The 24,052-nt window shown below is 41.8% G+C and carries 14 protein-coding genes; 6 read left to right on the top strand and 8 right to left on the bottom strand.

Annotated features, from left to right (window positions below; genetic code table 11):
- Positions 1–106 (top strand): 4a-hydroxytetrahydrobiopterin dehydratase (locus VGA95_14680; protein ID HEX9667790.1); only part of this gene is annotated, 106 nt, incomplete at its 5' end.
- A gap of 371 nt (positions 107–477) precedes the next feature.
- On the opposite strand, the gene VGA95_14675 is transcribed toward VGA95_14680, so the two are convergent.
- The 7 genes from VGA95_14675 to VGA95_14645 all read right to left on the bottom strand — a co-directional run bounded on the left by VGA95_14675 (position 478) and on the right by VGA95_14645 (position 12,753).
- Complete coding sequence (locus VGA95_14675) at positions 478–747, bottom strand: hypothetical protein (GenBank protein ID HEX9667789.1); 270 nt, start codon at positions 745–747, stop codon at positions 478–480.
- A gap of 51 nt (positions 748–798) precedes the next feature.
- On the bottom strand, positions 799–1,767 hold the full coding sequence (locus VGA95_14670; GenBank protein HEX9667788.1) for a MoxR family ATPase: 969 nt from the start codon (positions 1,765–1,767) through the stop codon (positions 799–801).
- On the bottom strand, positions 1,754–4,594 hold the full coding sequence (gene secA, locus VGA95_14665) for a preprotein translocase subunit SecA (protein ID HEX9667787.1): 2,841 nt from the start codon (positions 4,592–4,594) through the stop codon (positions 1,754–1,756). The genes VGA95_14670 and secA overlap by 14 nt, the downstream gene beginning before the upstream one ends.
- 139 nt (positions 4,595–4,733) lie before the next feature.
- Positions 4,734–8,237 carry a chromosome segregation protein SMC gene (smc, locus tag VGA95_14660; protein HEX9667786.1) on the bottom strand — a complete coding sequence of 1,168 codons (3,504 nt, stop codon included), beginning with the start codon at positions 8,235–8,237 and terminating at the stop codon, positions 4,734–4,736.
- 289 nt (positions 8,238–8,526) lie between these two features.
- Complete coding sequence (locus VGA95_14655) at positions 8,527–10,134, bottom strand: SurA N-terminal domain-containing protein (GenBank protein ID HEX9667785.1); 1,608 nt, start codon at positions 10,132–10,134, stop codon at positions 8,527–8,529.
- A gap of 1,123 nt (positions 10,135–11,257) precedes the next feature.
- Positions 11,258–11,581 (bottom strand): Zn-ribbon domain-containing OB-fold protein, encoded by a 324-nt coding sequence (locus VGA95_14650; protein ID HEX9667784.1) that lies wholly within the window; start codon positions 11,579–11,581, stop codon positions 11,258–11,260.
- Positions 11,582–11,586: 5 nt separating this feature from the next.
- Entirely contained in the window at positions 11,587–12,753 is a 1,167-nt protein-coding gene (locus VGA95_14645; protein ID HEX9667783.1) for a thiolase domain-containing protein, read from the bottom strand.
- Between the two features lie 513 nt (positions 12,754–13,266).
- Between VGA95_14645 and cofD the strand changes: the two genes are divergently transcribed.
- From cofD to VGA95_14625, 4 genes are all read left to right on the top strand, one after another.
- On the top strand, positions 13,267–14,193 hold the full coding sequence (cofD, locus tag VGA95_14640; protein ID HEX9667782.1) for a 2-phospho-L-lactate transferase: 927 nt from the start codon (positions 13,267–13,269) through the stop codon (positions 14,191–14,193).
- Positions 14,194–14,343: 150 nt separating this feature from the next.
- The gene (cofG, locus tag VGA95_14635) at positions 14,344–15,624 is read left to right on the top strand and encodes a 7,8-didemethyl-8-hydroxy-5-deazariboflavin synthase CofG (GenBank protein HEX9667781.1); all 1,281 of its coding nucleotides are present in this window, start codon (positions 14,344–14,346) and stop codon (positions 15,622–15,624) included.
- Positions 15,611–16,819 (top strand): 5-amino-6-(D-ribitylamino)uracil--L-tyrosine 4-hydroxyphenyl transferase CofH, encoded by a 1,209-nt coding sequence (gene cofH, locus VGA95_14630; GenBank protein HEX9667780.1) that lies wholly within the window; start codon positions 15,611–15,613, stop codon positions 16,817–16,819. The genes cofG and cofH overlap by 14 nt, the downstream gene beginning before the upstream one ends.
- 350 nt (positions 16,820–17,169) lie before the next feature.
- The gene (locus VGA95_14625) at positions 17,170–20,064 is read left to right on the top strand and encodes an FAD-linked oxidase C-terminal domain-containing protein (GenBank protein ID HEX9667779.1); all 2,895 of its coding nucleotides are present in this window, start codon (positions 17,170–17,172) and stop codon (positions 20,062–20,064) included.
- 37 nt (positions 20,065–20,101) lie between these two features.
- On the opposite strand, the gene VGA95_14620 is transcribed toward VGA95_14625, so the two are convergent.
- Positions 20,102–22,771: an AMP-binding protein gene (locus VGA95_14620; protein HEX9667778.1), complete on the bottom strand. Its 2,670-nt coding sequence runs from the start codon at positions 22,769–22,771 to the stop codon at positions 20,102–20,104.
- Positions 22,772–23,053: 282 nt separating this feature from the next.
- Here VGA95_14620 and cofE point away from each other — a divergent pair, with 282 nt between their 5' ends.
- Positions 23,054–23,833 (top strand): coenzyme F420-0:L-glutamate ligase, encoded by a 780-nt coding sequence (gene cofE, locus VGA95_14615; protein ID HEX9667777.1) that lies wholly within the window; start codon positions 23,054–23,056, stop codon positions 23,831–23,833.
- Positions 23,834–24,052 lie beyond the last annotated feature (219 nt).

The raw sequence follows: 24,052 nt of genomic DNA, 5'->3' as shown, positions 1-24,052 counted from the left end.
TATTCTAATCCAATATAATAAGGTAACGCTTTCGTTATCCACACATAGCGAGGGCGGATTGACCGAAAACGACTTTAATCTCGCAAAGAAAATTGATCGGGTTTAGCGGAAAAAGTGGCGACCTAGAGGTCGCCGCTCACTTATAAACATCACCCTTCGACCCAGCTCAGGGGGAACGGATTTGATACTCTCTTAGGGTTTATTTAATGTCCCGAGCCGTTCGACAGAGCTCACGACAGGCTTAGTCGAGGGGACTCGTGACCTACCCGAATAATAATCAATTCTAGTATATGAAATGTTTTTCTTCGAATTTGAAAAAGTACACCCTTCGATAGTTCGACCCTTCGACAAACTCAGGGCTCACTACTCAGGGTGAACGGATTTATTATTCTCTTAGGGTTTATTTAATGTCACGAGCCGTTCGACAGAGCTCACGACAGGCTTAGTCGAGGGGACTAGTGACCTATCCAGCAATAATCAATTTTTCTTGTCAATAACCTTGTACTCGTCTTCACTCAATATGATTGTTCGACCGTCATCCTCTAACCTCTTGGATCTAATCTTCTTCGAATGTGCTAAACGACGAACAAGCATCACACCTATTGAGACAACCCCAACTGCCAATGCGATAAAAAATCCCAGCACAGCCACTACAGAAAAGAGTAAGAGAATGAAAAAGAAAAGTAATACTAGATAATAAAAGGGAATTTTCCCCGAATAAATATAGCCCAGATGTTTTGAATTCATTAGTGTTAGCCCTCGATTAATTAATCTATAAAGTAATGATACCTTAATTCTTTAAATTGGCACGTTCACCCTTTCAAGAACTTCATTAAGTAAGTCCTCTTGCCTGTTTTTCTCGGGTAAATGTTCGTATTTCAAAACAACCCTGTGCGAAAGAACAGGTAGCACCATTTCCTTTATATCGTCAGGGATGCAGAAAGCTCGGCCATCAAGAAGAGCTCTGGACTGTGCAGCTAATTTAAGCGCAATCGCTCCTCTGGGACTAACTCCTAACTCGAAATATTTCTGGTTTCTCGTCTCTTTGACTATACACAATAGATAATCCAGGAGTGATTCGTCGATACTTACACGTTGTGTCATACTTTGAAGCTGCAGTAACTCCTCCTTTGTTAAAACAGGCTTAATGCTGTTCAAGAAACCGAGAGAATTAAATTTGATAAGAATTTCCTTTTCACTGTCATAGTCGGGATATCCAATTCTTATCCTCATAAGGAATCTATCGAGCTGGTTTTCCGGAAGAGGAAAAGTGCCTTTATATTCAAATGGATTCTGCGTAGCAACGACCATAAAGGGATCAGGAAGCCTGTAGCCATGCCCATCGATTGTAACGACAGATTCATTCATCGCCTCTAGTAATGCGCTTTGCGTTTTTGGTGTGGCCCTGTTTATCTCATCCACGAAAACTACATTAGCGAAAATTGGCCCATGCTTAAAGTTAAACTCGCCAGTTTTTTGATCAAATATTGAAACACCGAGAATATCGGTAGGCAGCAGATCACTGGTAAATTGTAGCCTTTTAAAAGAAAGGTCAACAGAATTAGCGAGCGCCTGTGCTAATGTTGTCTTTCCAACGCCCGGGACGTCCTCGATCAATAAGTGCCCACGTGAAATTAGTGCTACTATCGCAGTTTTTATTACTTCGGGTTTTCCCTTTATCACCTGCTGGATATTCTTTTCGAGTCTTCGAATCTTTTCCGAAAGCCCTGAAAGTTCAGAATCAATCACTAAGCTATGACCTGCCATGACATTTCTTGTATTTCTTACCGCTCCCGCACGGACACGGATCGTTTCTTCCCACCTTTTTCTCGCGCTTTACGGGTTTTTTCCTTTCTTCCCCCTCTCCCCTTCCCAAAACCATTTGCCTTTGCTGCTCGATCCTCCTCCTTCGCTCAAGACGCTCCATATCTACATCACTTATAGGCTGCACCCTGAAAAGCTTTTCGCAAACGTCTTCGTTACAGCGGTAAAGCATACCAGAAAACATCTCAAATCCTTCTTTCTTATATTCATAGAGTGGATCTTTTTGGGCATACCCCCTAAGCCCAATGCCCTCTCTCAGATGATCCATGCTTAAAAGATGATCCTTCCATAAGTAATCAATCGTCTGGAGCATTATATATTTTTCGATTTGCCTGAGCGTTTCCGAACCAACCTGATTCTCCTTTTCATCATAGTAACCATGGACACTGTCCCTTATGTATTCAATGATGTCCGATCGCTTTGCTCCATTCTGAGTATATCGGGAAAAATCTACATGTACGTTGAAGATCCTGTAGATAGATTCATCGAGTTCATTAAAATCCACTCCGTCTGATTTCAGGCTTTCAGGCAAATTAGACATAACGATGTTTTCATGGAGTTCATCTGCCATATTAAACAGATTATCTTTTAGATTCTCTCCACCTAGTATGTCCCTTCGCTTTGTATAAATCACATCTCTCTGAGTGTTTAAAACATCGTCGTACTCAAGCAAATGCTTCCTGATGTCAAAGTTTCTGGATTCAACCCTTTTCTGAGCATTCTCAATGGACTTCGATATCATCTTGTGCTCGATAGGTTCACCCTCATTCCACCCCAGCTTGTCCATGATCCGTGAGATTCGATCAGAAGCAAAAATCCTCATTAAATCGTCTTCAAGTGAAACATAAAAACGAGAAGAACCAGGATCCCCCTGTCTACCGGATCTACCCCTCAGCTGATTGTCGATTCTTCTTGCTTCATGCCGCTCGGTACCAACTATGTGAAGACCACCGAGCTCAATCACCTTTTTCTTTTCTTCGTCGCAAATCGATTTGGATTCAAGCATTGCCTCTTCGAACTGATTCGGCTCCGCTTCATTAGCTTCAATCTTGAATCTTCTTTTTATGATTTCCCTCCCAAGAAACTCCGGATTACCACCAAGAATGATATCCGTACCACGGCCCGCCATGTTTGTCGCAATCGTTACAGCCCCAACTCTTCCAGCCTGCGCCACAATCTCTGCTTCTCGCTCATGATGCTTGGCATTGAGTACCTGGTGCTTGATGCGCAGTTTCTCAAGCAACTTGCTCACCCTTTCAGATTTTTCGATTGAAGTGGTCCCTACGAGCACAGGCCTTCCCATTTCATTTAGCTGCTTAATCTCTCCCGCTACTGCGTCGAATTTCTCTCTCTCACTCTTATAGACAGAGTCATTATTGTCAATCCTTATCATCGGCTTATGCGTAGGAATAATTACAACGTCCAGGTTATAAATATTTTTAAACTCAAATGCCTCGGTGTCGGCCGTACCAGTCATTCCTGATAGTTTTCTATACATCCTGAAGTAGTTCTGAATGGTAATTGTAGCAAGCGTTTGGTTTTCGCTTTCAATCTCAACCCCTTCCTTGGCCTCGATAGCCTGATGAAGGCCATCGCTCCATCTCCTACCAGGCATCAGCCTGCCGGTGAATTCATCGACTATGACCACCTTGCCATCCTTCACCATATAGTCGACATCATACCGAAAAAGGTTATGCGCTCGCAGAGCCTGTATCACGTGATGTAGTGACTCGATATCTGAAGGATCATATATGTTGTTAATCCCAAGCATCTTCTCTACCTTAGTGGCACCTTCTTCCGTGGGTGTTACCTGCCTGGTCTTTTCATCTACGGTAAAGTCGATTTCCTTCTCCAGCTTCTTTACCACATTATCTATCTCATAGTAAAGCTGTGTTGAATCTTCAGATGGACCGGAGATAATTAGTGGCGTTCTCGCTTCATCAATAAGGATACTATCAACCTCGTCAACTATGGCGAAATTATGCTCTCTCTGGACATAGTCTTCCAGAGAGAATTTCATATTGTCCCTCAGATAGTCAAAACCAAACTCATTGTTCGTTCCATAGGTGGCATTAGCGAGATATGCTTCTTTTCTTGAACACTCTACAAGCCTTGTTTGATATGCCGCAAGCGCTTCAAGGTTCCTTTCTTTTGGAATTTCCATCTGTACATATTCATCAGGCCACACGCTGAGGTTGTTTTGGATCGCTTGTTCGGCTCTACCAGGGTCTTCCCATTCCACAAGATAAGAAACCTCATGATTAATCACTCCAACCTTGAGCCCAAGTATTTTGTAAATCGGCCCCATCCACAGCGCGTCCCTTCTTGCGAGATAGTCATTCACGGTTACAAGATGAGCGCCGGGTCCAGTTAAACCGTTAAGATAAATAGGAAGCGCAGCCACCAATGTCTTTCCCTCACCAGTCTTCATCTCAGCAATTTTTCCCTGATGCAAAACTATTCCACCGATCAGCTGAACATCGAAGTGACGAAGGCCCAATGATCTCCGAGATGCCTCTCTTACAAGTGCGAATGCTTCTGGAATTACCTCCCAGAGAACATTTTCCAACATGAGATTGTACTCATTTTCGTCAGATCCCTGATAATCATTCAGCCCCTGCTTTATTGTTTCCTTGAGACTATTAGTCCTGATTCCCAATTCTTCAGTAGGAATCTCAATAAGTTCATGTTCCAATTCATTTATATGAGAAATAATAGGGCTAAGCCTTTTTAGCTCTCTCTGGTTCTGAGTCCCTACAATTTTCTTCATAATATAAGAAATCATTCTGTTTCAAACCTCCCGAATAGACATAAAGGGATGATGAAAATTATAAGTTGAAAACCCGTCTATAACAAGTTGAAGGTAAGAGATAAAGCTAATTTTGTTTGTAAGATTATGGAAGAAAAACTCACTGAAGTTCAACAGAAACTACCTTCGAAGTGCCTGGCTGATCTGTTGTAACGCCAATGAGTGAATCAACGGCTTGCATGGTCCTCTTATTATGGGTGATGATAATTACTTGAGATTTATTTGCGATTTCTTTCACCAAGGCTATAAATTGGGACGTATTAACATCATCTAACGGAGCATCTATCTCATCAAAAAGAAGAAATGGGGAGGGCTTTACAAAACATGCGCTAACAACCAGAGCAATAGCAGACAGTGCTTTTTCACCGCCCGAAAGCAGGTTTATGGACTGAAATCTCTTCCCGGTCGGTCTTACCATTACTTCAACGCCAGTGTTGAGAATATCCTCCGGCTCTGTAAGAACTAACTTAGCTTCACCACCTCTAAACAGTCTTCTAAAAATCTCCTGAAATTTGGTATTTACAATCTCAAAAGTCTCTGTGAACCTTTTTGAGGATTCCCTGTCTATTCTGTTCATAGCCTTTCTAAGGGATGAAATTGCCAAGGTTAAATCCTCTACTTGATCGTTTAGGAACTTATGCCTTTCCGCCAGGTTTGTAAACTCTTCTGGAGCGAGTAGATTTACTGGACCGAATCTATCGATTTTTTCTTTAAGTTTTAATAGTCTATCCTCTTCAGTAACTCGATCGTAATCCTCAAAGCTTTCTTCACATTCTATATCGACATCGACACCGCGTTTCTTTATTTCTACTTCTGTGTGCTCAATCTCAATCCCTAGGCCATTTATCTGAAGCTGCAGAGAATGTGATCTTTCTTGCAAAGAAGCTAGGTCATTTCTTAACCTTTCTATTTCCCCGCCTTTGCCTCTTAGCTTATTTAACAATTCTTCCTTGTCATTTTTTCTTATATATAATTCCTCTTCTTTAATTTTGATAATACCCAATAGATTCTCGGCATAATCTCTTGCTTCATCACCAGATTTAATAAGATTTATCTTCTCGACCCTTTTCCTTTCGACTTCTTTGGATTCAATCGCCAACCTATTCTTAATTTCTCCAATCCTGTTCGTAAGATCATCTAAGTCCTCAAGGATTCCCTTTTCCTTTTCCAAAAGAGTTGCGACTTCAACCCTAAGATTAGCCACATCCCCCTCGAACCCCTCCTCTTGAACTTCATAATCCTTCAATTCAATTTCGATCTCACTATACCTCGTCTCCTGTCGCGTTTTCTCTTTTTCAAGCTGTGTTATGCCTTGTTTTACTCTATCGATTTTCATCTCAAGTTCTTCTATTTCTGAATAAATAAAATTTAACTCGTTCCCTATAACATCGTGTTTTTTACCGATTTTCACAAGATTATCTCTGATATTAGAGAGATCTTTATTGATTTCTGCCTCCTTTATTTCAACCTCAACCAACTCCTTCTGCGACTTCTGCAAAGCACCTTTGATCTCTTCTATTTCAGTCTGACTTGCATCAATTTCAACGGAAATTCTTGAAATATCCCTCTCAAGTATTAACGCTTCAGCGGACAACTCCTCGATTTCCCTCTTTCTCTCAAATACCCCCTCGGGTGCGAAACCCCCTGATATCGCCCCGGTTGTATCTAGGAAATCTCCCTCAAGTGTCACGAATGAAGTCCCTTCACCCATCTCATCTCTTAGCTCCAATCCTTCCTTAAGTGACTTTACGATAAACACACCCTTAAGCATGTTTTCAAATATTTCCCTGTCAAGACCCTCGACGATCACCTTATCTAAAAGCGGCAGTACGGAACCCCCATTATTATTAAATCCGCCATTGTTAAAATTTGAAGTAATCGGAACAAAGGTGCCCCTGCCCACAGACAACTCCCTAAGTGATTCCACGGCAGATATTGCAGCTTCCCTCTCCTTCACAAATACCCATTTTAGCCTCTCGCCCAATGCTGCCTCGATGGCCCTCTCATAACCCTTTTCTACAGAAATGAAGTCAGCAGTCAGGCCTAAAATCCCGTTCCCTTTTCTCTCAACCAGAAATCTTCCTATCCCCTCGGGTAACCACTCATAGTTAGATTGGATCTGCTTCAGCACACCTAGCCTTGAATTGACCTCATTGAGGCGTTCACCTAGTTGCAAGATGTCCTTTTTTTTCATTTCCTGATCGGTAGTTAGTGCAAATAGAGCGTTTTCTATACCTTCGTTACTTTGTTTTATTTGGCTCCTTCTCTCATCCAGATCATGCATAGCATGCTCCAGATCAGAAATGTACTTGAAAGTTGTTTCTCTTTCGCCCTCTACCTCACTCAACTCTCTTTTGATCCTATCTCTTCTTGATCTCAACTCGTTCAACTCTTTCTCATATCCAACGGCAACGGCTTTTAGAGAACTATGCTTATCTATTATTTCGAAAAGCACCGCCTTCGTGTTATCGAGTTCTATCTTTTCTTTCGTGATTTTATCTTTTAGATTGGAGAGAAGTTCTTCTTTATCGATAATTTCATTCTTTGTATGGGAAATATCTCTTTTAAACCTCTCAAGGTTATCTTTCTTATTTTCGGTCTGACCCTCTAACTTCACCTCTTGCTCTTTTAGGAGGTCAATTTCTCTTTCTAATTTACTGACATATTCGTCAATGCTACAGATCTCACTTTTCACTCTTTCTTGGAATGATTGCTTTGTCTGTAGATCAGATCTTAAGCCATATGTTTCCTTCTCGAATATAACAAGGTTCTCTTCCAATCTCTTTACACTACCCTCAATCTCTTTCACTTCGTTATCTCTATCCTTTATCTGTCCATTCAGGCTGGAAATCCCGTTGTCAATCTCTAACTTGTCAGCTTGAAGGCTCTCTTTCTTTATGCCTAAGAGCCTGATTTTAGAAAGGTTTATTCTTAACTCAGTGCTTCTTGCTTCTTCTGACAGGCGTTTAAACTCTTCAGCATCTTTAGCCTGCCGGCTGAGGATCTGCATCTGGCGACCTACCTCCTTTATCAGATCCTTAACTCGGGCAAGATTCTCAATTGTCGATTTGATCCTGCTTTCGGTCTCACGCCGCCTTACCTTGTATTTTAAGATTCCGGCGACCTCTTCTATTAGCAACCTCTTTTCTTCAGGCTTTGCAGAGATCATCTGCTCAATCTTACCCTGGCCTATTATTGAGAACGCTCGTGCTCCGGCTCCGGTGTCTAAAAACATTTCAGTAATGTCCTTTAACCGACAAGGCGTTCCATTGATGTAGTATTCGGATTCTCCGGATCGAAAGAGCCTACGTCTGATCACAATTTCACCGAATCCGTCATTAGGTAGATCGTTAATTACTAGAGAAACCTCCGCCAGACCTAGGGGTTTTAGTGCTTCACCACCATTAGAAATTACATCATCCATGGCCTCGGCCCTAAGCCTTCTTGGATTCTGCTCTCCCAGGATCCAAAGGATTGCATCAAGTATATTTGATTTACCACATCCGTTGGGTCCAACAATCGCATTTATTCTGTTATGACATTGGACAATTGTTTTTTCATAAAAGGATTTAAAGCCTAGGATTTCGATGGACTTGATTCTCATCTATTAATAAGCTTAATCTGACCCAATCCAGAATTTTGATTCATATTAACACAACTTACTGTAGTTTGCTAGAGGTATCATACTATATATTGTGTATGACCATATAATCCCTTTAAGAAGTAGCCGTACCTTCCCTTTACCGAAGCGACAAAAATAGGGAGTACAAAATGCATCGATATGCCCGTTTAGGGAGCAGCCTCTAACTTATTGATTTTGTTCTCTGAATTCTGAAAACCGAAAGAGGCTTTTCACTCCTGACTCGATTGGCACAGAGGTAAGCACTGCCTTATTAGCCGGCCTGACCCCTTGGACGAATTATACTTTCATTCGGGACAATCTTTGCCTCTTCTCTCAGCTTTTGGATCCACTCTGACAAAATGTCATTCCTGCGGTGAGCAATTTCATTCTCTCTCAGTTCTGCTTTTTTTGCTTCAAATTCTTTCGTATCCGGTTCTTGAATTTCCTTTAACGATACGATATAAAACCTATCACCGGAGATATAAACCGTTGAGGCCACAGGCTTACTTTCCTCGAGGAAGAAAGCCTCTTTCTTCAACTCTTCCGAGTTGATTTTAGGAACATTATCAAGACGGCTGAAAAAGCCGGTCTCTTCAACTGCAAGCCCCTTAGATTTTGCAAATTCTTTTATTCCCTCTTTAGCCGTATTTAATCCTTCCAGAAACTGCTGAGCCTTCAGCCTGGACGATTCTTTCGCTTTGGTTGTTTTTATTTTTTCTGTAACTTCCCCTTCCGCCTCATCCAAGTGTTTTTGGTATGGTGGCGATACCTCTGCTACTTCTATGATCCATATTGTATCTCCCGCTATCGAATACGCCTTCTCACCTTTATTCGTAGAAAAGGCCTTGCTCACTACCTGAAGAGGTATACCCTCAATTGCTTCACCAGCCGCAAATACTTTGCTCTCGGCAATATCAACTATACCGTTCTGGTGCGCTAATTCAGTGAACGAGCTTTTCTCAAATTTCTCATCAAGTTCCTTTAGAAAATCATCTTTAAGAAACTCCGCCCGTTGTTTTTTAATTTTATCCTTAACCTTTTCTTTAACGCCCGATAAGGGTAATACATCATTCTCCTCAGACCTAAATTCATCAGGATAGGCATTGTAGTAGGCTTCGATCTCCTGATCACTTACCATCACCTTACTCTCCAGATTATCGGGCGTTAATTTATAGTAACGTATCCTTCTCAATTCCGGCGTTTTGAATTCATCCTTATTCATTTCATAGTAACTCGAGATCTCTTCTTTGTTAGGTGACACGGAATCCGAGTATTCCTCGGGAGAAAACTCAACAAAGTATAGATTCACCTTCTCATTTTGCTTCATGTATATGTTGAATAGCTCCTCATCCGTGATCTTAGCCGTTTCATTGATAAAATTTACGAGCTTCTGGGCCAGAATTTCTTCCCTGTACTTCATTTCGAAATGACTCACAGTATCATTTGTCGATTGCCTTATAAGGGTTTTATATGCTTCGGTCCCGATGAATTGCCCATCTATCTGAAAAGCCGGGTTGGATCTAATAGCCTCACTCAATTCCTCATCCGTCACCCTAAATCCCATAGCTCTCGCCTTTTGTGAGAGAAGTTTTAAGTCTATTAATTGATTAAGAGCCGAGAGATTGATATAGTTTTGGATCGTCTCCGGGACTTCCCCCTGTTGTCCAAACTGTTTATAAAGATTTTCTCTAACCCTTAAGAATTCGATTAATGATATATTCTCGCCATTCACCTCCGCCGCAGTGCCCTGCGGTACTCCTCTTCCAAAACCAAATTGCTGGAAACTGAATCCAAATCCGACAACAAAGGTAATCACCAGTAGGATCAGAAGACCCTTCGTAAACCAGGTATTGTGTTTTCTGATTAAATCTAGACTCATGTGTCAATCACCGTAATTGCTAAGCTACATTAAAATTTATCTAACTTTATAAAAGTATCAAATAAACAAGCATACAGCAAGCTGCAGGGTATCAGTACGTAAACGAACAGTTTCTGCAGTCATTGCTGTTAAAGCCTGATATCCCGAGGACAGAATCTTTAAAAGGATTTTCTTGATTTATCTTAGTTTTCTTTCTAACTTCTTTGTCTTGATACTGAAACGAGTTCAGCACAGGTACAAAGAAGCAACTCTTCGACCTAGCTCCGACAGGGCTGTCCAAAAATTTAGCTAAAATCCTCCTTAATCCTCCTTTAGGAAAGGAGGAAATTTGTCAAGTCCCTCTTTAAAAAAGAGGGATTTAGGGAGATTTTAACGTCTTCGTTTCTGATTTTCCTAACGCAATCTTTCGAATGCCGTTCAAGCCCTTTTCAGTCTGAAAAGAATTAATGAAAATAAATCTATTCGAGAAATTGTAAGGATTTTGTACACGAAATATCTAACATCTACAATTGCGGCCAACGGGGAAATCTTTCTTTTTCAAGAAATAATGCGACTAAGGGTAGCCCACCAGTCCCTTCGACAAACTCAGGACAGGCTTGCCGGTGGGATAACCAATAGTCACGAGCAAGACTCGTGACCTACCCTAATTTATCAGTCTCCTCCGATATTGGTGGCGCTCCGGTCCCCATCCTGAGCTAATTCGAAGGGGACGAAGCAATCTAAAGCAGGAAAAAAAGAAGAGATTGCTTCAATTTGCTTCGCAAATTTCGCAATGACTTTGAGGTAAATGTCATTGCTATGACAGCGGGGAACCTGTAGCAAGGTACATGGAATTTGCTAATTTAAAATAAAACAATTTTAATATATGATTTATTCAGGTTATAAATACTGCAAAGACCTGTCAATTTTTGTAAAGTTAAATTCCTTGCAGAAATTGCCACCGCTAACGACTATCGCAAGATTAGGATAATTCTATCTATCAAAAGACCAACTGTGCAAAATGAATAATCTCTAGAAGGTCGCGGAGATAAAAAAGTTTTTTGAAGAAGTTGACAGGATTATGGGGCACATATTCAAACCCAGGGATAATAAATATAGATGAATCCAAACCCTTCGTTTTTTCTCATTTACAAATATCAAAAAAATAAACCCCATCCCTAACATCTACAACTTCCACTTGAGCACCTATCTCGAGATTTTCTGAATTTGAGTTAACTAACCGACCCGTTAACCTTAAATCTTCCTGAAACTCAACAATCGCCACTGTATAAGGAGCCTGGTCCTCATGGCTTGAGAGTGGAACATAAACTGTGGAGTAAGTATATAGAGTTCCTCTACCAGGTATCTCTATCCATTCCAATTTATCCGACTTACATGAAATGCAGAAATATGCAGGCGGCGATTGAAACCTGCCACAGGAAGAACATTTATGGATCGAAACATCCATCACATTTAATTCCTTGCCAGAATATGGACTACACATGTGGCCCCGGAACCACCTAGATTATGGGTTAGTCCAATTTCCGCATTTTTCACCTGTCTAGCATCGGCTTCCCCTCGAAGCTGAAGTGCTATCTCAGCAATCTGGTCAACACCAGTTGCACCTACCGGATGTCCTTTGGCTTTAAGCCCTCCGCTGGGATTTACCACAAACTTACCCCCATGCGATGTCATTCCATCAGCAGTTGCAGGACCTCCTTGGCCCTTAGGAACAAATCCCAAGTCCTCAATTGCTAATATTTCAGCGATCGTAAAACAATCATGGACTTCTGCTACGTCAATATCCGAAGGCTTTACACCTGCCATAGTAAATGCCATCTCCGCCGCCTCCACAGTAGCGTTAAATTTAGTCAAATCATCCTTTTGATATAATACAAAATGATCCATCGCCTGACCGAAGCCTATTATATCGACAGGCTTATCCGAAAAACTTCTTGCCATGCTTTCTTCGCTCAGAACAACGGCCGATGCGCCATCTGTTATTAAAGAACAGTCATAGAGTCGAAGTGGATCTGCTACTATACGGTCATCCTCCAAAACCTGATCAATAGTAATAGACTTATGCATATGCGCTGTAGGATTATTAAGACCGTTTTTGTGATTCTTTACAGCCACAGCAGCTAGATGCTTCCTGGTAGTCCCGTACTGATGCATGTGTCTTCTGGCCATCATTGCGAATGCGCAAGGAAAGGTGTAGCCGACTCTTACTTCATTTTCCCAATCCCCTGCCTTAGCTAGAAATTCTGTAACCATGGGTGTGGTGACCGTATTCATCTTTTCAACACCGATAACTAAAACTATCCGAGCGATGCCTGAATTTATAGCGAGAATCCCCTCCCTCACTGCGGAACCCCCTGAAGCGCAAGCATTTTCAATATGAGTACAGGCAACGTGCACTCCCAAACCCAGTGCTGAGCCCACGTAAGGTGCGAGATGATTCTGATTGATAAAATCGCTTCCACCATAGTTTCCTAGGTATAAGGCTTCTATATCTTCAGGGCCAATGCCAGCATCTTCCATTGCCTTTTTCCCCGCTTCCACGGATATGTCCAAGAATGTTTTCTCCTGTAACACCCCATACTTAGTTTTCCCTATTCCGACAACAGATACATTCTTCATGGATTCTCACCTAAATCTCAATATGTTCTCCACTAATGCTGATCACGTATATCTTCCAAAAAATACAATCTCTTACCTTATAATTTCCATAATATTTGATGAAATAGCATTACATTTTTCTCTTATTGCTCTCGTACCAAAAAGCAAAATTGTTCGTAACTATATCTCTCATGTAAATACCACCTCAAGTAGTATGTTGAGATGATGAGTCATCAGAATCTCTTTGTCAAATTACTTATCAGCCACTTATAGTAGAATTATCATTTTAACGAAATACCCTCCAATAATAATTAAATTTGTCGGCGCCAAGAGGACTGAGTCTGAGCTTTAATTCAATCAAATCCACCTAACTGCTTTTACCAGTTCTCGGATAATGATAGGCGCGGTAAATCTTGACACTCATAGATCTCTAACTTATTCTAACGCTCATGCCCAGCGTTAATTCACGCTCTTTGTTTTCAATAATGTCCTTATCCAGAAAAAGATAGTAATCTATATTTATAAGGTTAATCAATGATAACAGCCCTTGGTGGAGGGGTTGGGGCAGCAAAGTTCTTAAGGGGCCTCTCCAAAGTCATAAATGGAGAATCGCTCACAGTAATAGTCAATACCGGGGATGACATATCTATCTCTGGCTTAAAAATCTCCCCAGATATAGATATAGTAATCTACTGGCTGTCAGACATTGTAGACAGGAAAAAAGGATGGGGTATCAGGGACGATACCTTCAGCTGCCTGGAAGCCCTGACAAAATTTGGTTTAGAAGACTGGTTCAACCTCGGCGATAGGGATATTGCAACACATATTTATCGAACATACCTGCGGGGAAAGGGATTTAAACCCTCTGAGATTACCGACAGAATCGCAAAGGCCTTAGATGTTGGCAACATAAAGATACTCCCTATGACCGATGAAGATGTAGAAACATGGATTCTTACCGACGAAGGTGAAATGCACTTTCAGGAATATCTAGTAAAAAAACAGATGAAACCAACGGTGAAATCAGTATTCATTAGGGGCATTGAAAAAGCAAACCCGGCGCCGGGCGTAATAGACGCGATAGAAGAGTCAAGGTTAATAATAATATGCCCAAGCAATCCGATTATTAGTATTGGTCCCATACTCAAGATAATTAAGATAAGAGAAGCACTCCAAAGGACAAAAGCCAGGATAATTGCAATCAGCCCACTCGTCGGTGGAAAACCATTAAAGGGTCCGGCTGACAGGCTGATGAAGGGCATTGGCCTTGAGGTATCATCAACACAAGTAGCTAAACTCTATAAGGATTTCATTGATGGGATGGTAATCGACGAAAAAGACGCTCTTGAAGAAACTGCAATAAAACAATTAGGTATTGAGTTATTTGTACTCGATACAATCATGAATGAAGACGAAAAAGCAGAGCAGGTGGCAAAACAGGTATTGAAATTATCGGCATAACCAAATCACTGAAGTGTTAAATCGTTAATAAATTACGGTCAGAAAAGACTTGACAACAACCACAGAATCATGTGACTATAATTAAATAATGATGGGTTCTTGAGTTGATTTATAACTAACCCAGGGAAGATTTTAAAGGGAAAATTCAAGATGATTTCATTTGTTGAAGAAACCGACAATCTATTTTCTTCAGAACATGTTTATTCCTCCTTCAAATCACACGGCGTTGAAGTAAACTCAGGAAAGACGCCGTCAACAAGATTGGAGATGATATTACAGGATGCCTACTCGCTCGGGTCAATTAATAGGGAAGACGCACTATTTCTCGTCAATCTTAAAACAGAAGAAATAGCCTACTTGTTAATGGCCGCCTCTAAAATCAGAGACAGGGGCAAAGGTAAGACACTCAGCTTCTCAAAAAATATATTTGTTCCACTTACAAGACTTTGCCGGGATCACTGCGGATACTGTACCTTTAAAATTGAACCAGATGAAGGTGAACTCTTTGTATCTCCTGATGAAGTAACAGAGATGGCAAGAAAAGGTGCGCAGCTTGGATGCACTGAACTCCTTTTCGTAACGGGTGATAAACCTGAACTTGTCTACCCTGTTTATCGTGAAGCCCTTGGCAAGATTGGCTACAAGACAACTGCAGAATATCTGATAGCGATGTGTGAGGTGGCACTAAGGGAGAAAATTTTCCCTCATTCTAACCTTGGATTGGCGACTTGGGATGAGCTTGTAGCCCTCAGAGAGTCGAATCCAAGCATGGGGCTCATGCTTGAAAACATTAGCCCAAGACTACTGAAGAAAGGCCAAGCGCACTACCGCTCGGCTGACAAGGTTCCTAAGCTCAGAATGAGGACAATGGAACTGGCTGGAGAGTTAAGAATTGCCTGGACTAGCGGAATATTGGTTGGCATCGGTGAAACATGGGAAGAAAGAATTGATTCGCTCTATGCATTAAAGGGTCTTTCGGACGAATATGGTCATATTCAAGAAATAATAATACAAAATTTCAGTCCAAAGCATGGAATCATTATGCAGAATTATCCGCCCCCAGGCTTCGTTGAAATGCTTAAGACTGTGGCAATATCAAGGCTCATTTTCGGAGATAACATGAATATACAAATCCCGCCAAATATAAATCCCGAGACTTATCCACTATTCATTTTTGCGGGTATAAACGATTTGGGTGGTGTATCTCCAGTTACAATCGACTACGTAAACCCTGAGGCTCCATGGCCGCATATAAAGAAAATGAAGAGTCTATGCGATGAAGTTGGATTCAAAATAGAAGAAAGGCTCCCAGTTTATCCTGAATTTATAAACGAAGAATTCATAAGCAAAGCTGTTCTCGAACGCATACGCAATTTTGTCGACAAGAGCGGATTTGTGATATCGCAGGAGGTTGAAAATGGAACAAATTAAAGACGCAATAAAAAGGATCGACGAAAACAGGACTCTAGGCATTGACGCGCTACTGTCGAAAGTAAACGGGAAGACCGCATCAATAATAGATAAGGCCTTTAAAGGAGAGGAAATTTCGGTAAATGAAGGGGAACACCTTTTTAATATTAGAGACTTGGATGAAATCTCGGCATTGGCGATATCGGCCGACGAAATCAGAAAAGAAGACGTCGGGGATATCGTAACATATGTGATCAACCGAAACATTAACTTTACAAACATCTGCAATACCTATTGCGGATTCTGTAACTTCATGGCTCCCGAAGGAGATGAAAGGGCTTACTTTTTAACAATGGAGGAAATCGCGCAAAAAACAATAGAGGCATGGGAAAACGGCGCGACCGAAGTATGTATGCAGGGCGGTATGCATCCAGATATCGATGGAAATTTTTATGTCGAATTGATAAAATCCGTAAAAAAGGCAGTACCCCAGATGCATACACATGCGTTTTCACCCTTTGAGATTTATTATGGCGCAAAGACCCTTAACATAAGTGAAGAAGACTTTATCGAAATGCTAAAGGAAGCAGGTCATGATACCTTCCCCGGTACCGCCGCGGAGGTCCTGGATGAGGAAGTACGGACCGTAATCGCTCCCAGGAAGATACCTACACAAACCTGGATCGACGTCGTGAGAAAGGCACATAAGGCTGGTATGAGAACTACATCAACGATAATGTACGGACACGTCGATAAATCATATCACTGGGCAAGGCATTTAGGCATCCTTAGAGATATACAAAAAGAAACAGGTGGCTTCACCGAGTTCGTACCCCTTCGGTTCATTCCTTGGAACACAAGGTTATTTCAACACTCTAAGGGTAAAGTTAACCCGGGGCCAACAGATCTAGATCAATTAAAGATGTATGGTGTATCCAGGCTTATGCTTCGGGGCTGGATAAACAATATACAGGTTTCATGGGTTAAGCAGGGCCCCGAATTCGCACAGTTCTCATTAACCGCAGGTGCAAATGATTTTGGTGGCACACTGATGGAAGAGCATATCTCACGGGCCGCAGGGGCAAATCACGGGCAGTATTTTCCACCGGAAGAATTTCAAAGACTAACAAAAGAAATCGGAAGAATACCTGCACAGAGAAATACGACTTATGGTATATTGAAATTATTTGGTAGAGATGAAGAAGATCTGAGTTAACATAGCTAAGTTAAAACCATAGATTTGAGGGAAACACAGAAATATCAAAGCCATCTTAAACCAACATCTTTTTCTACGAAACTTTAAGATAATGAATAAAGAAACGGTCTCTTCATTCGAGTCGACTTTAAGGAGAAACCTTTCTTTTTCAGGAATTAATTCGAATAAGGGTAGCCACGGGTTCCTGTCCGCCATACGGGTAGCCCACCAGTCTTGCTGGTGGGCTAAGCAATAGTCACGAGCAAGACTCGTGACCTACCCGAACTGGGAAGTCGTCTAAAATCTCATAGGGTAGACTGTCCAATAAATATACGTCCCGTCGTTTCTTATTTATAATAATTGAAATAGTGATGACCAGTCATTCTCTTTCAAGAGAAATTGAGGCAACGCTCAGAGCAGACATAAAAGGGGAAGTCCTCTTTGATGCATTTAGTCGGGTCCTCTACAGCACAGATGCAAGCAATTATCAGATTGAGCCAGTTGGAGTAGTTATACCGAGATCCATAGATGATGTAATAAAAACGACCGAAATTGCATTTGCATATAAAACCCCCATCCTCCCACGCGGAGGAGGTACGAGTCTAGCTGGGCAGGCCGTCGGCAATGCATTGGTGATAGATTTCTCCCGGTACCTGAACAAATTTATTAAATTGGATGAAGAAACAAGTACTGTACGAGTAGAGCCAGGAATATATCTAGAACAACTAAATAACCACTTAAAACGGCACAATTTAATGTTTGGTCCAGATCCCTCCACAGCAAGGATAGCTACAGTAGGAGGAGTAATTGGCAATAACGCAACTGGTGCACACTCGATTCTTTATGGAATGGCGGGAGACAATTTAATGGGAGCGAAAGCTGTTCTCTCCGACGCTACAGTTATTAATTTCAGTCCATTAGATGAATCCGGTTTACGTGCAAAGGCAAGTCAACAAAGTACGGAAGGACGTCTTTATAAATCCCTTATATCTCTACGTGAGCGTTACCGTGACACTATTCGTAACGATTTCCCAAAACATTGGAGAAGAGCCTCAGGTTATAGTCTTCCATATCTTTTAGACAACAATTTTAATCCAGCGCAACTTCTTGCCAGTTCCGAAGGCACTCTGGCAGTGGCGACGGAGTTCACACTGAAATTGGTACCTCTACCATTACACACAGGCCTTGTCCTGCTCCAGTTTGACAACCTGGTTGAAGCAATGGAAACGGTGCCATTAATACTTGTACAAAACCCCTCTGCAATAGAATTGATTGATAGAATGTTAATCAGTTTGACAAAAGGTCACAGAGGTTACTCTTCGCTTCTCTCTTTTTTAGAGGGGGACCCGGCTGCTGTTCTCGCCGTTGAGTTTTATGGAGATACCGTTAATGAAGTTGAAAAGAAGACCAGTAATCTAATCGATCATTTGAGATTCCACAAAATTAATACCTCAATAACTAAAGCGCTTACACAAGCAGCTCAAGCTAATTTTTGGTCCATCCGCAAGGCGGGATTGGGACTCCTCATGAGCAAGCGCGGAGACTATAAACCGATCCCATGTATCGAGGATGTATCCGTTCCAGTTGAAAACTTAGCCGGTTATGTACGGGACATCCTAGAAATCATAAATCGTCTGGGTACTGAAGCCGGTTTTTATGGTCATGCAAGTGCAGGCTGCCTCCACGTGAGACCTCTTGTCAATCTAAAGACGGAAGATGGCGTTAGCGTTATGAAGGAATTAACAGACGAGGCTCTAAAATTGGCCATTCGTTATGGCGGGGTCATGAGTGGCGAACATGGGGACGGGATACAACGCAGTTACCTGAATAAGATGCTATTCGGAAAGGAAATTTACGGGGCGATGTGTGATCTCAAGGCAGCCTTTGATCCCGAGGGCAGACTCAATCCTGGGAAGGTAGTCAACGCATCGTCACCCGTCGATAATCTACGATATGACCAAAGCTATAGGACCCATGAGATAAGGACCTATTTGGACTGGTCTTCCGACGGAGGTTTCCTCCGTGCAGTCGAAATGTGCAATGGGCAGGGGGTCTGCAGAAAAATAGGAGAAGGCATCATGTGTCCATCCTACATGTCCACCAAAGATGAAATGGATACAACCAGGGCACGTGCAAACGCGCTTCGAGCCGTCTTGTCCGGAAGAATGCCCCTCGAGGAAATGAAAAGTGACCAGATGCATAGGGTCTTTGACCTGTGTCTGGAATGTAAAGCCTGCAAGAGGGAATGCCCCTCGAGCGTGGATGTAGCAAAAATGAAAATGGAATTCCTGGCTAATTACCACGAGGCTCATGGAAGAACCTTTCGCGATCTTTTTTTTGGATACGTTCACGAGTTCAGTCGATGCTCTGCTCCATTCTCAGTCATCGCCAACCCGCTTATTAAAAATCGTTTCACGCGCCTGATTTTAAGCGGTCTGGGAATTCATCCGGACCGAGAACTGCCGGGATTCAGTCGTGATAAGTTTGTCGATTGGTTTTATAATAGAGCAAAAAAAACGACTACTCTTAACAAGGTCATATATTTTCATGACACATGGGTATCTTTTTATTACCCACAGATTGGAAAAGCAGCTGTAAAATTACTCGAAGCGATGGGATTCGAAGTAATCCTGGTAACCAAAAGGGTTTGTTGCGGTCGACCCATGCTTAGTAAGGGATTAATTAAACCGGCTCGCTCTTGTGCAAAGAATAACGCCGAGTTACTTTCGCCATACATCAGGCAGGGGATACCCGTCATCGGAACCGAACCTAGCTGCATATTGACCTTTCGCGATGAATACCCTGATTTATTGCCTGGTAATGATGATGCAAAAAACCTTGCCGAGAACTCCTATCTTCTTGATGAGTATCTATCGAAAAATGAAAGAACTAAATTTCTTAACATATCTTGGAAATCGCTTGGTCCCTCGGTGTTTTTTCATGGACATTGTCATCAAAGGGCACTTGTGGGGATTGAAGCATCAATCGAGCTTCTTAAATTGGCCGGCTGTTCAGTCACAGAGAGCGGTGCCGGTTGTTGCGGTTTAGCGGGCAGCTTCGGATATGAAAAGGAACACTATAAAATTTCAGAATCCATTGGCGAAGACAGGCTTTTCCCGGCAGTACGCGAGTCAACTACGGACACCGTCATAGCTGTAACTGGCGTGTCATGCAAACAGCAGATTGAACATTTTACCGGGAGAAAACCAAGACACGTTGCAGAGGTTCTTGCAGATCAAATTGATCGACTTAATGATCGTACTTGATCGATATAATATTCTGTTTCATTCGTCCCTATTAAGTCTATTCTTTACTCTTCTCAAGATCGCGCCTAAATCGATTTTCAAGTTCTTCAACTGCCTCTTTCCATCTCTCACAGGCGTTTTGGTATAGTTCCCTCGAATGATTCTCTTCTTCGGGTGGTTCTATCGGGTCACCTACGACAATGTTTACCTTTGCAAATCTAAACCCTGGATGAAGAGGGGAAAGCGTGTTGGCGGCACCTTCTATAAGGATTGGGATTATAGGTACTCGAGCCTCAACGCTTAGGATGCCTACACCCATTCTGGCCGGCATAATGCCTCCCGTTGGTGTACGACGTCCCTCGGGGAAAAGTAAAAGGGCCATTCCGCGTTTGAGGCCATCGTAAGTAAGTTCGAGAGAATCCCCAAATGTATCAGTGCTTCCAATCGGTATTACACGCAATGGACGAACCAGCCAGGAAAGGGGGGCCTTCTTGAATAGCTCACTAAAACCGGTAAGCAAGAGCCGGTCAAGAATCCAACCTGGGAGCACGGCGACAATGACAATTGGGTCAATATAGCTTTGGTGGTTTGGACATAATAGGACTGGGCCCTCTTTGGGAATTTTATTCGTCCCCTCAATTCTCATCCTGAATATAGCCTTGACAACAATGAAGACTACCATCTGGACAATTCTCATAACGATTCTTTTAAAAACGCCGCGCTTGATATTGAATACCTCGTCAAGGGGTTTAGACGGAGGTTGAAAAAGTGTTTTTAGAAGGGCGTCTGGTTCTTCTATTTTAGAAGCGCGCACTCCCCTGATTAGTTTTAGAACATCCCCAATGTTTCTAATGTTGGGAAGATCTTCCTCTTTTAACTGCAATCCAAACTCGTTTTCTAATACAACCGTGATTTGAACCAGTGTAAGCGAGTCGAGTCCTAGGTCTATAGAAAGCTCTTGACTTGGAAAGAAGGGGCCACTTACTTTTGCGACTTCTTGAAGCCTTTTTAAGAATCTGACCGATGACGGCGCTTGCATAAGCTCTTTTTCTTCAGGAGTAAGTGAAATTTCCTCCGTTGGAATAACCATTTGTCGTTCTCTCAAGTGTCTCTCAACCTCGCTCCTCCTGATCTTTCCGAGCATCGTTCTGGGGAGTTGATCATCATCTAGCTCAAGCTCCGTTATACGCATGTATGTGGGAAGACTGGCCCCCCTCATGGTAATTTCAGAGCTTATGCGATCACGTTTATTGAACACCCCTCTTGATATAAGCTCCTGATCATCAGGAACAACAACCATTCGTAAGCCCTTAACAAATCCGCTATCATCGTATGAAGCAAGAACACATAGCTCCTTAGCAAATGGAATTTTTTCATAAAGCTTCTCAACTTCTTCCGGGTAAATGTTCTTACCTGAAGATAGAACTATTACCTCTTTTACCCTACCTGTTACCAAAATATTCGCATCAGAATCTATCATTCCAAGATCCCCAGTATGAAACCACCCATCACTCAAAACCTCTTTTGTCGCTTTTTCGTTCTTATAATAACCCTTCATGAGATTGGGGCCCTTTATGCATATTTCTCCTACACCTTCTGAATCTGGAGAATCTATACGGATTTCAACTCCTGGAATGGGTATGCCCGCAGTCCCGGATTTAGGCGCTTTCAGAGGGGTAAGCGTGCTAACCGCCGATGTTTCGGTGAGTCCATATCCCTCAACTAGAAGAAATCCAAGGTTTAAAAAATGTTCGGACACTTTAGGATCAAGCTTTGCTCCACCACTTGCGAAGAAGCGAAATCTTTCACCAAAAGGACCATGAATCCTTTTGAAAATTAATTTTCCTATACGTATCCCGGTCGTTTTTCTAACCCAGGCAGCGAATGTGTACAGAATCCAGAAGATAATCCTTGAAAAGATAGGCGATGATTTTACTCTATTAAAGATCTCCCGATCAAGCAATGTAAATAATTTTGGCACACCGGGAAAAACCGTCACACCAGTTTCCTTCATCGCATCAAATAAATCAAGGCTTTTAAGAGAATGAGAAAAAGTAACGGTCGCCCCTGCGAAAAGTGGTGAAAGTAACCCAGCAATGCATGGATAAGCGTGATTAAGGGGTAATATACTCAATACGTTGTCACTCGATGAAACCTCGGTGAATCTTACGAGCGCTTGAATATTACTCATAATGTTTTCACATGTTAGCATCACCCCCTTTGGCTCACCGGTGGTTCCAGAGGTAAACACAATCGTCTGCGTGTCACTTGGGTCATGATTATATACGTCACTTCTGTCATTCGATTTCGACAGTGCACTCAGTTTCTCAATAGAAAAGAGCTTTACTTCGTTCTCTTCGTCCTGGAAAAGCGTTTCTAGCTGAGCAAGATGGGAATTATCTGCAATTATAGCTTTAGAGTCCGAATACTCTATAATATTTAATGAATCTCTTGCACCCAATTGAGCATCCAGAGGAACAATCACCCCACCCGAAATATGTATTGCAAAATAGGAGATAGCCCATCCCGGGCCGTTTTCACCGTAAAGACAAACATGGTCCCCAGGCTTGAGACCTGAAGATTTTAATTCTTTTGCTACACTTCGACACTTTTCCCATAGCTCACGATAAGTGATACGCTCATAGCCCGCTGGAAGTTTTATTTGAAGGGCAATCTTTTGAGGCTGTATTTCCGACCAATGCATTAGTCTTTCAATTATCGTTTCCATTTTCCCATCCTTCAAAAACACAGAAGAGCTGAATCTTTAATTTGTTTCAGTTGTTTAATATCTATTCTCCGATTTAGGTAACACAGTACTGGCAAATCAGGGAAAAAGCTAACAAAATCATGACGAACCCCTTAATGGTGTGGTCGTATCTCAATTCACCTTCAATAAAACCAAACATAAGCCATTTAAACCTGAAATTAATAAGATCTCAAAATTAAAAATTCCATTTTTGGCATAAAATTTCAAATAAAGTAAAATTCAAAATTTAAACACAATTATAAAATGAAATCAGACGATAATTGCATCTCAATAATTCCAATTAAGTGCTTACCCGAAATAAAACCAGGAGACAACCTGGTTGGAAAAATCTCCAGGGCAATAACAAAAGAGAAAGTTCAATTACGCAATGGAGACATATTAGCGATAGCTCAAAAGATTATTTCTAAGGCCGAGAACAGGTTGGTAAAGGTTGATAATATAACTCCGACATCCTTCGCAATTAGCGTAGGAAAAGAACTCGGTAAAGACCCGAAAATAATCGAAATAATATTGGGAGAAACAAAGAGAATTGTTAAAATGGAAAAGGGCAAATTTGAAAAAGGAAAATTGATTGTGGAAACGAGACACGGCATAGTTTGCGCCAATGCCGGAGTAGATGCCTCTAATGTGTCTGGTGGTGATAAAGTTACCCTGCTCCCAAAGGATCCGGATGCTTCTGCGAAAAGCATCGTAGAAACGTTTAAAAATAGATTTGGAATAGATATAGCAGTTATCATCACGGATACCGTAGGAAGACCATGGCGGATGGGGCTTACCGAAATAGCGATCGGTTGTTGGGGTATAAAACCTCTGAAAGATTACAGGGGACAAAAGGACTCGAAGGGATACGAACTGAACGCGACAATTGTGGCGGTTGCTGATGAAATTGCAGGAGCAGCAGGTCTAGTCATGAAAAAAGTTGGAGCCACACCAGTCGTAATAGTTAGAGGATTAGAGTACGACCATGGTGGCCTTGGCGCAAAAGAGCTTATAAGGAAACCAGAAGAAGATCTGTTCCGTTAGGAAATTACGTGTCTGTCAAAGACAATACTAGGTCGTTTTACAGGCTGACCACTACTATTAACTTTTTTAATAAAATCTATTTTCACGTCGAATCTTACAAAACAAACTTAAATCAAGCTACCCCGCATCGGTCATCCCGAATATATTTCAGGATCTAAAGCAAGCAAAAGATGCTGAAACGAGTTCGGCACGACTGACTATGACATTGATCCTCTTAAC

The organism is Thermodesulfobacteriota bacterium (genome assembly GCA_036397855.1).
GTDB lineage: Bacteria > Desulfobacterota_D > UBA1144 > Nemesobacterales > CSP1-2 > DASWID01.
This window is presented reverse-complemented; position numbering and strand designations above follow the sequence as displayed.